A 12181-nucleotide genomic window follows, 5' to 3' on the forward strand; every position below is an offset into this window, starting at 1 on the left:
GGAAAGGGCGCTATGGTACTGGATGGCAGCGCTTTCGTCACGCGTCAAAATAGGCCAAGTTGCCCTGTCACTAGTGTAGCAAAGTCGTCGTCCATGAAGGGCAAAATTCCCTCCGCAACCGGCTGAAGCTGACGCGTAAGATAGTGGTCGTAATCCAGCGGCGAGCGTTGGTAATCAATGGGTTCCGGGCCGCTGGTGGTCCAGACGTATTTAATGGTGCCGCGGTTTTGATACTGCGGCGCGCGGCCCCGCTTAACGTTCTCTTCATCCGCCAGCCGCGCGGCGCGCACGTGGGGCGGAACGTTACGCTGGTACTCAGCCAGCGGACGGCGCAGGCGCTTGCGGTACACCAGCTGGTCATCCAGCTCGCCTGCCATCAGGCTGGCGATGGTTTCGCGCACGTAGTCCTGATAGGGCTCGTTGCGGAAAATCCGTAAATAGAGCGTCTGCTGAAACTGCTGCGCCAAGGGGGTCCAGTCGGTCCGTACCGTTTCAAGGCCTTTAAACACCATGCGCTGTGCGTCGCCTTCCTGAATCAGCCCGGCGTAGCGCTTCTTGCTGCCCTGGTCGGTGCCGCGGATGGTGGGCATCAAAAAGCGGGCGAAATGGGTTTCAAACTCCAGCTCGAGCGCGCTGGTTAAGCGCTCTTTTTGCAAATTTTCACGCCACCAGCCGTTGACGTAGGCGACCAGCGCTTTGCCAATGCGGGCGGCGTCCTCTTCCGAATGCGCGCTTTTCAGCCAGACGAACGTTGAGTCGGTATCGCCGTAGATAACGTCGTAGCCCTGAGATTCAATCAGCGCTTTGGTCTGGCGCATAATTTCATGTCCGCGCATGGTAATAGACGACGCCAGGCGAGGATCGAAGAAGCGGCAGGCGCTGGTGCCGAGCACGCCGTAAAACGCGTTCATAATGATCTTGAGCGCCTGCGAGAGCGGCTTGTTGCCGTGGCGTTTCGCCTCGTCGCGGCCGCGCCAGATGTTGCCCACAATTTCCGGCAGGCAGTGTTTTTCCCGCGAGAAGCGCGCGCCGAGGAAGCCCTCGGTGCTGTGCTCATCGTCCGGCTGCGCCATCCCTTCAATCAGCCCTACCGGGTCTATCAGGAAGGTACGGATAATCGACGGATACAGGCTTTTATAGTCCAGCACCAGAACTGAATCATATAGCCCGGGCCGGGAGTCCATGACGTACCCGCCGGGGCTGGCCTGTGGCGGCACGTCGCCGAGGTTAGGCGCAACGTAGCCCGCGCGATGCATGCGGGGAATATAGAGATGGCCGAAGGCGGCAACCGATCCCCCGTGTCTGTCGACGGCGAGGCCGTTCACCGTCGCGCGCTCCAGCAGAAACGGCATAATTTCGGTTTTATGGAAAATCTGCGTCACCAGCTCGCAGTCTTTCAGGTTGTAGGTAGCCAGCGCGGGTTTATCTTCGTTAAAGCGGCGGTCGATTTCGTCCATCCTGTCCCACGGGTTGTCGATGGACTTGCCTTCGCCGAGCAGCTCCCGGGCCACGGCTTCCAGAGCGAAAGAGGAGAAGTTCCAGAAAGCGGATTTTAAGGCCTCAATGCCGTCGATAATCAGGCGGCCGTTGGCCTGTGCAAAGAATACGCCGTTCTTGAAACCGTGCTCGCGCCACTCCAGCTCGCTATTTCCGCGCCCCAGCATCAGCGGAATGCGATAGCGCTCGGCGTGTTTTTGCAGCACGCGCAGGTCAAACTGCACCACGTTCCAGCCGATCAGCACGTCCGGATCGTGCTCGGCAAACCACTGGTTAAGCTTCTCCAGCAGCTGCGGACGGCTGCTGACGTACTCCAGCTGGAAGTCGAGCTGTGACGCGTCGCCGTTCGGCGGACCGAGCATATAGACAACGCGCTGCCCGCAGCCTTCCAGGCCAATGCAATACAGTTCACCGTGGCGGGTGGTTTCGATATCCAGGGAGACCCACTTCAGCGGCGGGCGGTAGTGCGGGTTCGGCTTCAGGCGCGCGTCGACGAGCCTGCCGTTCCGTAAGGCGCCATCGACCCAGACGGGAGCGGTGATAAACCGCTCCATCAGAAAACGTTCCGGCGGACGAATATCCGCCTCGTAAAGCGTGATGCCCGCCTCGCGCAGCAGCTTTTCATAGCGCATCAGCTGGCGATGGGCGCGGCAGTACAGGCCGTAGACCGGCTGGCGGTGGAAATCCTTCAGCCCGAGCGGGGTAATGCGCCAGCCGTTTTCCCCGCGAAGCAGTTGTTTCACTTTTTCAACGTGCGCTTCAGAAATAAACGCCACGGATTCCTGCGGCGGCAGCGTGACGTTCAGCGGGCCGCTGTCCGTGGCCAGCCAGAACTCAACTTCCGTCCCCTGAGGCGTGTCCCGCCAGTGTCGGGTCAGTAAAAAGCCTTCTTGCGCCACGCCGTTATCCCAGAAAACAAACCAGGCCTGATTATAGCCTGGTTAAAGGGTTTTGGCTGGGGTTTTATACAGTTATATGTTAACGACGGCCCCTCACCCCGCCCTCTCCCCACGGGGGAGAGGGAGAAAATCCAGACCTGCTCTAACGTTGATTACCGCACTGGCCAGTCCCCTCTCCCCCGTGGGGAGAGGGTTAGGGTGAGGGGTAAGGATTACTGCCCGTAATACGCCTTCGCGCCGTGCTTACGCAGGTAGTGCTTATCCAGCAGGGTTTGCTGCATATCCGGGAGCTGCGGCGCCAGCTGGCGGCAGAAGATTCCCATATAGGCCACTTCCTCCAGCACGATAGCGTTATGCACCGCGTCTTCCGCATTTTTGCCCCAGGCAAACGGTCCGTGGGAGTGCACCAGCACGCCAGGCATCTGCGCCGCGTCGATACCCTGTTTTTCAAAGGTTTCGACAATCACGTTGCCGGTTTCCCACTCGTACTCACCGTTGATTTCCGCCTCGGTCATTAAGCGCGTGCAGGGAATGGTGCCGTAAAAGTAATCCGCATGCGTGGTGCCGGTCGCCGGAATGGACTGGCCCGCCTGCGCCCAGATGGTGGCGTGACGCGAATGGGTATGCACGATGCCGCCGATGGTCGGGAACGACTGATACAGCAGACGGTGGGTTGGCGTATCGGAGGAGGGTTTTTTGTTGCCTTCCACCACTTCACCCGTTTCGATGCTGATCACCACCATATCGTCTGCCGTCATCACCGTGTAATCCACGCCCGAAGGCTTGATCACGAACACGCCTTTTTCGCGGTCAACGGCGCTGACGTTGCCCCAGGTTAGCGTCACCAGGTTATGTTTCGGCAGCGCCAGGTTGGCTTCGAGCACCTGTCGTTTGAGATCGTCTAACATTGTTGTCTCCCTGCCCGGTGAACGCGGTGCCACCGGGCATTCCGTACTTAGCGTTTCGAACCGTAATAGACTTCGTTCCAGCGCAGCGCGTCTTTGAACGCTGGCAGGCGGGTGTCGTTATCAATCACGGTCAGTTCGATATCGTGCAGCTCGGCGAACTGACGCATGTCGTTCAGATCCAGCGCGTGGCTGAACACCGTATGGTGCGCGCCGCCGGCGACGATCCAGGCTTCGGACGCGGTAGCCAGATCCGGCTGCGCTTTCCACAGGGCGTTGGCGACCGGCAGTTTTGGCAGAGAGTGCGGCGTTTCAACCGCATCCACGCAGTTGACCAGCAGGCGGAAGCGATCCCCCAGATCGATCAGGCTGGCGTTGATGGCCGGGCCCGTGCGGGTGTTGAAGATCAGACGGGCGGGATCGGCCTTGCCGCCGATGCCGAGATACTGCACGTCGAGGATCGGCTTCTCTTCGACGGCGATCGACGGGCACACTTCCAGCATGTGCGAGCCGAGCACGAGGTCGTTGCCGTTTTCGAAGTGATAGGTGTAGTCCTCCATAAAGGAGGTGCCGCCCTGCAGACCGGTTGACATCACCTTCATGATGCGAAGCAGGGCGGCGGTTTTCCAGTCGCCTTCGCCCGCAAAGCCGTAGCCCTGCTGCATCAGACGTTGTACCGCCAGGCCCGGGAGCTGTTTCAGGCCGTGGAGGTCTTCAAACGTTGTCGTAAAGGCGTGGAAGCCGCCCTGTTCCAGGAAGCGCTTCATGCCCAGCTCGATGCGCGCCGCGTCCAGCACGTTCTGGCGCTTGTCGCCGTGGATTTGTGCCGCAGGCGTCAGGCGGTAGCTGCTTTCATATTCGTCAACCAGCGCGCTCACGTCGCCGTCGCTGATTTCATTGACCACCTGCACCAGATCGCCCACCGCCCAGGTGTTGACGGAGAAGCCGAACTTGATCTGCGCCGCGACTTTATCGCCGTCGGTGACCGCCACTTCACGCATGTTATCGCCGAAACGCACGACCTTCAGGTGGCGGGTATCTTGTTTAGACACCGCCTGACGCATCCACGAGCCAATACGCTGCTGCGCCTTGCCATCCTGCCAGTGGCCGGTGACCACCGCGTGCTGCTGGCGCATGCGCGCGCCGATAAAGCCGAACTCGCGGCCGCCGTGCGCGGTCTGGTTCAGGTTCATGAAGTCCATGTCGATGCTGTCCCACGGCAGGGAGGCGTTGAACTGAGTATGGAACTGCAGCAGCGGTTTGTTGAGGATTGCCAGGCCGTTGATCCACATTTTGGCCGGGGAGAAGGTGTGCAGCCACACGACCATCCCGGCGCATTTGTCGTCGTAGTTGGCCTCGCGGCAGATGTTGGTAATTTCGTCCGGCGTTGTACCCAGGGGTTTCAGCACCAGCCTGCACGGCAGTTTTGCTTCCGCGTTGAGGGCATTAACGACGTGCTCGGCGTGTTTCGTCACCTGCTGCAGCGCTTCCGGCCCGTACAGGTGCTGGCTGCCAATCACAAACCACACTTCATAATTATTAAAAATGGTCATCATCGTGTCCTTAATGGGTCAGGGTTGCCGTCGTGTCCGCGGTGTGTTTTGACGGGGCGGCGACAGGGAGATAGTGGAGTTCCGCGCTTTTCGCCCACTGCTGGTAGCGCTGATAGAGTTGTTCGAATCGTTGGGCCTGCTCTGCACGCGGCTGGAGCGTGTTTTCGACGGCGCTGGCCATATGCTGTTGCGCGGTGGGGATATCTGCATGAACGCCCGCGGCGACGGCGGCGAAAATCGCCGCGCCCAGCGCGCAGCATTGATCGGAAGCGACAATCTGCAGCGGACGGTTGAGCACGTCGCAGCAGGCCTGCATGATCACCGGGTTTTTACGGGCGATGCCGCCCAGCGCCATCACGTTGTTGACGTCGATGCCCTGGTCGGTGAAGCACTCCATGATGGCGCGCGCGCCGAAGGCCGTTGCGGCAACCAGGCCGCCGAACAGCGCAGGCGCGTCGGTCGCCAGGTTGAGATCCGCGATCACCCCCTTCAGGCGCTGGTTAGCAAACGGCGTGCGTCGGCCGTTAAACCAGTCAAGCACCACCGGGAGATGGTCGAGAGACGGATTTTTCGCCCAGGCTTCCGTGAGCTGCGGCAGGAGCTGCTTTTTGCTCTCGTCGATCTGGGCTTTCAGTTCAGGATGCGCCGCCGCCAGCCGATCCAGCGGCCAGCCCAGCACGCGACCAAACCAGGCATAGATATCGCCAAACGCGGACTGGCCGGCTTCCAGACCGATGAAGTCCGGCACCACGCTGCCGTCAACCTGGCCGCAGATGCCTTTTACCGCGCGGTCGCCCACGCTGGCCTTGTCGGCTATCAGGATGTCGCAGGTCGAGGTGCCGATAACTTTCACCAGCGTGTTGGGCTGCGCGCCCGCGCCGACGGCGCCCATATGGCAGTCGAACGCGCCGCCGGAAATCGCTACGTTTTGCGGCAGGCCGAGGCGCGTCGCCCACTCCTCGCAGAGCGTGCCCACCGGCACGTCGGCGGTGAAGGTGTCGGTAAACAGCGGGTAGGTCAGGCTGTTGTTGAGGATCGGGTCGAGCTCATCGAAGAAGGCGGCCGGCGGCAGGCCGCCCCAGCCTTCATGCCACAGGGATTTATGCCCGGCGCTGCAGCGGCCGCGGCGGATATCCTGCGGGCGCGTGGTGCCGGAAAGCAGCGCGGGGACCCAGTCGCAAAGCTCCACCCACGATGCCGCAGCCTGCGCTACCGCCGCGTCCGCGCGGGTCACGTGCAGGATTTTGGCCCAGAACCATTCGCTGGAGTAAATGCCGCCGATATAGCGCGAGTAGTCCGTTTTGCCTGGCTGATGGCACAGGCGGGTGATGGCTTCGGCCTCATCAACGGCGGTGTGGTCCTTCCACAGCACGAACATGGCGTTCGGGTTGTCGGCAAACTCCGGGCGCAGCGCCAGCACGCGGCCTTCGGCATCTATCGGAGCGGGGGTAGAGCCGGTGCTGTCGACGCCGATGCCGACAATCTCCGCGCGCTGCGCGTCGGTCAGTTCAGCCAGTACGGTTTTGATGGCCGCTTCCATCGACTCGATGTAGTCGCGCGGATGGTGGCGGAACCGGTTGTTTGGCCCGTCGCAGTAGCGCCCCTCTTGCCAGCGCGGGTACCACTCAACGCTGGTTGCTATCTCCTGGCCGGTTGAACATTCCACCGCCAGGGCGCGAACCGAGTCGCTGCCGAAATCGAGGCCAATCGCAATTGCCATGGTGTTACTCCATAAAAAACAGGTATGGAGGAACATTAGAGACTGGGGGCAAAAATCGTCAGGCAGTATTCGCTAATCTTATGGACTAAATTGCTGTAGCAACGGAAAGTGTGACGCTGTGCAAATAATCAATGTGGACATTTCTGCCGTAGTTATAGACACTTTTGTTGCTGCCGAATCGCCATTGATGAAGGATAAATTCGCGGAGAAGGCGGTAGCACGGTGAAGGGAAAAGTGCAGCGAGCCATTTTGGACCTTTACCCACGCCGTTTTTAACCTGCTTTTATCGATATGGACAATTGGTTTCCTTCGGGACCGCCGGGAGAACTGAATTTATGGCTGAAACGCAAAACGATCCCCTGTTGCCTGGCTACTCGTTTAACGCGCATCTTGTCGCGGGGCTGACGCCCATCGAGGCGGAGGGCTATCTGGATTTTTACGTCGACCGACCGCTGGGGATGAAGGGCTATATTTTAAATCTCACGGTGCGCGGCGAAGGGGTGATTCAAAACGGCGACCAGCAGTTTGTCTGCCGCCCCGGCGACATCCTGTTGTTCCCGCCGGGGGAGATCCACCACTATGGCCGTCATCCGGAGGCGAAGGAGTGGTATCACCAGTGGGTCTATTTCCGCCCGCGCGCCTACTGGCAGGAGTGGCTCTCCTGGCCCGCGATTTTTGCCCATACCGGCTTTTACCGGCCCGACGACGCGCACCAGGCGCAGTTTCGCGAGCTGTTTGCGCAGATTATCGAGGCGGGGCAGGCGGGGGGGCGCTACGCCGAGCTGCTGGCGATCAACCTGCTTGAGCAGCTGCTGCTGCGGCGCATGGAGGCGATCAACGAGTCGCTGAACCCGCCGCTGGATAACCGCGTGCGCGATGCCTGCCAGTACATCAGCGATCACCTGGCCGATAGCCAGTTTGATATCGCCAGCGTTGCCCAGCACGTCTGTCTGTCGCCGTCGCGCCTGTCGCATCTATTCCGCCAGCAGCTTGGCGTGAGCGTGCTGAGCTGGCGGGAGGATCAGCGCATCAGCCAGGCGAAGCTGCTGCTCAGCACCACCCGTATGCCTATTGCGAGCGTGGGGCGCAACGTAGGGTTTGAGGATCAACTCTATTTCTCCCGCGTCTTTAAAAAATGCACCGGCGCCAGCCCGAGTGATTTCCGCGCAGGTTGTGAATAAACGGTAAAGAAAAATAAACATACAGGTGAACCTGCCCGGCAACCTGTAAACTATTCAGACAATTGTTGCCTTGACGCGACGCAGGGCGCTGAGCAGAATCGCTGATTCGTTTACCGATCGGAATCGTTATGCAGGCATTGCTGGAACATTTTATTACCCAGTCCGTTATGTATTCGCTCATCGCCGTGGCGCTGGTGGCGTTTCTGGAATCACTGGCGCTCGTAGGGCTTGTCCTCCCCGGCACCGTGATGATGGCGGGGCTCGGAGCGCTTATCGGCAGCGGTGAGGTCAACTTCTGGCAGGCGTGGATGGCCGGGATCGTCGGCTGCCTGCTGGGCGACTGGATCTCGTTCTGGCTGGGCTGGCGCTTTAAGAAGCCGCTGCACCGCTGGTCGTTTATGAAAAAGAACAAGGCGCTGCTGGATAAAACCGAGCACGCGCTGCATCAGCACAGCATGTTCACCATTCTGGTAGGCCGTTTCGTTGGGCCAACGCGTCCGCTGGTGCCGATGGTGGCGGGGATGCTGGATCTGCCCGTCGCGAAGTTCGTGGTGCCGAACATTATCGGCTGCGTGTTCTGGCCGCCGTTTTACTTCCTGCCGGGGATCCTGGCGGGGGCCGCGATTGATATTCCTGACGGTATGCAGAGCGGCGAGTTTAAGTGGCTGCTGCTGGGAACGGCGGTGCTGCTGTGGCTGGCGGGCTGGCTGTGCTGGCGGCTGTGGCGCAGCGCGAAAGCGAACGTCGATCGCCTGACGCGCTATCTTCCGCGCTCTCGCCTGTTGTGGCTGGCCCCGCTGACGCTGGGTGTGGCCGTGGTCGCGCTGGTCGCGCTGATTCGCCACCCGCTGATGCCGGTATATGGTGAGATTTTATTGAAAGTGGTCAGCCGTTAAGGACTTTTCCCTCTCCCCGTGGGAGAGGGTCAGGGTGAGGGCATCAGACGGCACAAGGTAAAAGCAAAACGGCAACCAGAGTTGCCGTTTTTAATGTTTGTACCCTCTCCCTGTGGGAGAGGGCTAGGGTGAGGGCATCAGACCGCACGAATCCCCAGCAGTGAAGATGCCCCCGCTCTACCGCTCAGCAGTTCTTCCGTCTTCCCATCCCACAGAATCCGCCCCTCGGCGACGACTACCGATCGCGGCGCAATCCGCGCGGCATCTTCTATGCTGTGCGACACCATCAGCATGGTGAGCTGCTGGCGCTGGCAGACGTCCTGCACCAGCGCCAGCATCTCCTGGCGCAGCGCCGGATCGAGCGCGGAAAACGGTTCGTCCAGCAGCAGCACCGGCTGCTCGCGCACCAGGCAGCGTGCCAGCGCCACGCGCTGGCGCTGGCCGCCGGAGAGCTCGGCGGGCAGACGGTCAATAAAATCCCCAATCCCCATCTGCGCGGCGATGGTCTCGAGCTTTTGCCGCTGGGCGGCGCTGAGCTTCATGCCCGGGTGCATCCCCAGCGCGATGTTCTGCCGCACCGTCAGGTGGGTAAACAGGTTATTTTCCTGAAACAGCATTGAAACCGGACGCCGCGCGGGAGGCGTGCGGGTATGATCCTGATTTTCTATCAGAATCGACCCACTCGCCGGCTGCAGGAAACCGGCAATCAGGCTGAGCAAGGTGCTCTTGCCCGCGCCGCTGGGGCCGAGGATCGCGATCGTTTCACCCTGTTTTACCGACAGCGTGAAGCGCATCGGCAGATGCTGGTAGAGCCAGGTTACATCAGTCAGTTTTAACATCACGCCCCGGAAGTTTTTCGATAACGGTAAATAACGCAAAGCACAGCAGCAGGAGCAGCAGCGCCGTGACGGCCCCGTCCTGGCTGCGGTAGGAGCCAATTTGCTGATACAGCCAGAATGGCAGCGTGCGGAAATCGTCACTGCCGAACAGCGCCACCACGCCAAAATCGCCCATCGATAGCACGCAGGCAAAGGCCAGCGCCTGCGCCAGCGGACGCTTCAGCGCGCGCAGTTCAACCACCTTCAGCCGCTGCCAGCCCTGCATCCCCAGCGACTGGCAGAGCAGGCCGTAGCGGCTGTTCACGTCGCGCATTGGGTTTTCCAGCACTTTAATGGCGTATGGGATCGCCATCAGGGCGTTGGTAAAAATGACGATCCCGTCGGCGCTTTCCGGCAGGCCAACGGTACTGTTGAACAGCAAAAAGAAGCCCGTCGCCAGGACGATGCCCGGCATGGCCAGGATCAGCATCCCCGTCAGCTCCAGCGCTTGTCCAGCCCGGCGGGCCTGACGCGCGTAAAGCTCGCGGCTGCTCCAGAGCAGCATCATGGTCAGAAGAACACAGAGTACTCCCGAGGCGAGCGCGATGCGGACCGAGGTCCACGTTGCCTGCAAGAGCACGGGCTGGCGGAGCACGGACGCCAGGTTCAGGTTGACGCCGTCGACAACGACAGCCATCAGCGGCGGCAGCAGCAGCAGCAGGGCGAGCGCGATAAGGACCACGTCCGCGATGCGGCTGTGCAGGCTATCCTGCGGGTCGCGCCAGCCTGATACCTGATTGCTGCCGGGGTTAAAGGCTTTGCTCAAGCGCTGGGCGAGCAGCACCAGCGCCAGGCAGCAAACCATCTGCACCATCGCCAGCAGCGCGGCGCGGCCGGGATCGTAGTCATAGCTTAGCGCCTGGTAGATCGCCAGCTCAATGGTGGTGGCCTGCGGCCCGCCGCCAAGGGAGAGTACGGTGGCGAAGCTGGCGAAGCACAGCATAAAGATAAGCGCCGCGGTCGGCGGAATGTGCCGCCTTAGCCACGGCCATTCGACAAAGCGGAAGAACGAGACGCCGCGCATGCCGAGCTGGGCGGCAAGCTGGCGCTGCTCGCCGGGGATGCTTTCCAGCGCCTGCAGGAAGAGCCGCGTTGCCATCGGCATGTTGAAGAAGATGTGCGCCAGCAAAATGCCCTTCAGCCCGTAGGGTGAGAACGTCCACTCCAGGGCGAGAAAATGGAAGAGCGAGGCGAGCCAGCCCTGACGCCCGTAAACGCTCAGAATGCCAAACACGGCCACCAGAACGGGCAGGATCAGCGTCATGGCGCACAGGCGCAGCAGGGCCTGCCTGCCGGGAAAACGCCGGCGATAAAGCGCTCTGGCCAGAAAAATGGCCGGGATTGTCGACAGCAGGGCAGAGAGAAACGCCTGCCAGAACGAGAACCGGATAACGTGCCACAGATAGCCGTCGTGCCAGAACGCGAGAAGGTTGCTCTCCGGCGCGTTGAACCACAGCGCAAGAAATGCCCCGAGGCTCACCGCCACCATCAGCACGGCGGCAAGCAGCCCGGGGAGTAGCCAGCCGGGGATCAACGGCTGACGGCGCGTTGCCATTCACTTACCCATGCTGCGCGCTGCGCGGCGACCTGCTGCGGCGTAAACTCCAGCGAGGTTTTTGGCTTAGTCAGCCGATCAAATCCGGCGGGAAGCGTGACGTCGGTGACCGGATACATCCAATTGCCCGTCGGGATTGTTGTCTGGAACGCCGGGGAAACCATAAATTTCAGGAACTTTTCGGCCAGTTCCGGCTGCTTGCTGGCGGCGGTTCGCGCGGCGACTTCTACCTGCAGATAGTGGCCTTCGGCGAAATCAGCGGCCGCGTAGTTGTCTTTCTTCTCGGCGATGATGTGGTAGGCCGGAGAGGTGGTGTAGCTCAGCACCAGGTCGCTTTCGCCTTTCAGGAACAGGCCGTAGGCTTCGCTCCATCCCTTAGTGACGGTGACGGTTTTGGCGGCCAGCTTCTGCCAGGCGTCAGGCGCTTTGTCGCCGTAGACTTTCTGCATCCACAGCAGCAGCCCCAGACCCGGCGTGCTGGTGCGAGGGTCCTCGTAGATCACGCGCCATTTCCGATCGCTTTCAACCAGCTCTTTCAGGCTTTTCGGCGGGTTTTTCAGCCTGTTTTTGTCATACACGAAAGCAAAGTAGCCGTAGTCGAACGGCACAAAGGTGTCATTCTTCCAGCCGCCCGGCACGTTCACGGCATCGGTCGCGACGCCGCTTTTGGCAAACAGCTTCGTTTGCGTGGCCGCGTCCAGCAGGTTGTTATCCAGCCCGAGCACCACGTCGGCCTTGCTGTTTTTGCCCTCCATGCGCAGGCGGTTAAGCAGCGATACGCCGTCCTCCAGCGCCACGAACTTCAGCTCGCAGCCGCAGTCGGCTTCAAAAGCTTTTTTGACCACCGGGCCTGGGCCCCAGTCGGCGGAGAAAGAGTCATAGGTGTAGACCGTCAGAACGGGCTTCGCGAACGCGGGCAGCGCAAACAGCGCCAGCAGGGGAAGACATTTTTTTAACACTTTGCACCTCAGGGTTGAGTGGCAAAGGATTTTGAGAGACAGCCTCAAATCCCTTCGCCGGCGTTATCCGGATCAGGTTCGACGGGTATTATCTCAGCGCACATCAGTGATGCAGCACCCCGTTGAGAACGGCGCTAT

9 protein-coding genes and 1 riboswitch are annotated in these 12181 nt (G+C 60.7%); of the genes, 2 read left to right on the forward strand and 7 right to left on the reverse strand.

The features are described from left to right. Positions 1-44: 44 nt before the first annotated feature. From polB to araB, 4 genes are all read right to left on the reverse strand, one after another. Positions 45-2396 carry a DNA polymerase II gene (gene polB, locus V1599_RS06360; protein WP_395301217.1) on the reverse strand — a complete coding sequence of 784 codons (2352 nt, stop codon included), beginning with the start codon at positions 2394-2396 and terminating at the stop codon, positions 45-47. A 212-nt stretch (positions 2397-2608) separates the two neighbouring features. Then, positions 2609-3304 (reverse strand): L-ribulose-5-phosphate 4-epimerase, encoded by a 696-nt coding sequence (gene araD, locus V1599_RS06365; RefSeq protein WP_395301218.1) that lies wholly within the window; start codon positions 3302-3304, stop codon positions 2609-2611. A gap of 47 nt (positions 3305-3351) precedes the next feature. Continuing rightward, the gene (gene araA / locus V1599_RS06370) at positions 3352-4854 is read right to left on the reverse strand and encodes an L-arabinose isomerase (protein ID WP_112011095.1); all 1503 of its coding nucleotides are present in this window, start codon (positions 4852-4854) and stop codon (positions 3352-3354) included. A 10-nt stretch (positions 4855-4864) separates the two neighbouring features. Beyond that, positions 4865-6574 (reverse strand): ribulokinase, encoded by a 1710-nt coding sequence (gene araB, locus V1599_RS06375; RefSeq protein ID WP_112011096.1) that lies wholly within the window; start codon positions 6572-6574, stop codon positions 4865-4867. Positions 6575-6909: 335 nt separating this feature from the next. Here araB and araC point away from each other — a divergent pair, with 335 nt between their 5' ends. Continuing rightward, positions 6910-7755, forward strand: coding sequence for an arabinose operon transcriptional regulator AraC (gene araC, locus V1599_RS06380; protein ID WP_112011098.1), 846 nt, complete (start codon positions 6910-6912; stop codon positions 7753-7755). Between the two features lie 128 nt (positions 7756-7883). Then, positions 7884-8651 carry a DedA family protein gene (locus tag V1599_RS06385; protein ID WP_297118678.1) on the forward strand — a complete coding sequence of 256 codons (768 nt, stop codon included), beginning with the start codon at positions 7884-7886 and terminating at the stop codon, positions 8649-8651. A 137-nt stretch (positions 8652-8788) separates the two neighbouring features. Here the strand turns inward: V1599_RS06385 and thiQ are convergent, their stop codons facing one another. Genes thiQ through thiB form a run of 3 tightly spaced genes read right to left on the reverse strand, consistent with a single transcriptional unit; the run spans position 8789 to position 12043 of the window. Further along, the gene (gene thiQ, locus V1599_RS06390; protein ID WP_395301219.1) at positions 8789-9490 is read right to left on the reverse strand and encodes a thiamine ABC transporter ATP-binding protein ThiQ; all 702 of its coding nucleotides are present in this window, start codon (positions 9488-9490) and stop codon (positions 8789-8791) included. Continuing rightward, the gene (thiP, locus tag V1599_RS06395; protein WP_395301220.1) at positions 9474-11084 is read right to left on the reverse strand and encodes a thiamine/thiamine pyrophosphate ABC transporter permease ThiP; all 1611 of its coding nucleotides are present in this window, start codon (positions 11082-11084) and stop codon (positions 9474-9476) included. Before thiP ends, thiQ begins: the two co-directional genes overlap by 17 nt. Beyond that, positions 11060-12043 (reverse strand): thiamine ABC transporter substrate binding subunit, encoded by a 984-nt coding sequence (gene thiB, locus V1599_RS06400; RefSeq protein WP_395301221.1) that lies wholly within the window; start codon positions 12041-12043, stop codon positions 11060-11062. The genes thiP and thiB overlap by 25 nt, the downstream gene beginning before the upstream one ends. Positions 12044-12074: 31 nt before the next feature. Then, positions 12075-12175, reverse strand: a riboswitch (TPP riboswitch). Between the last annotated feature and the right edge of the window lie 6 nt (positions 12176-12181).

The organism is Enterobacter sp. ECC-175, assembly GCF_043968675.1.
Classification (GTDB): Bacteria; Pseudomonadota; Gammaproteobacteria; order Enterobacterales; family Enterobacteriaceae; genus Enterobacter.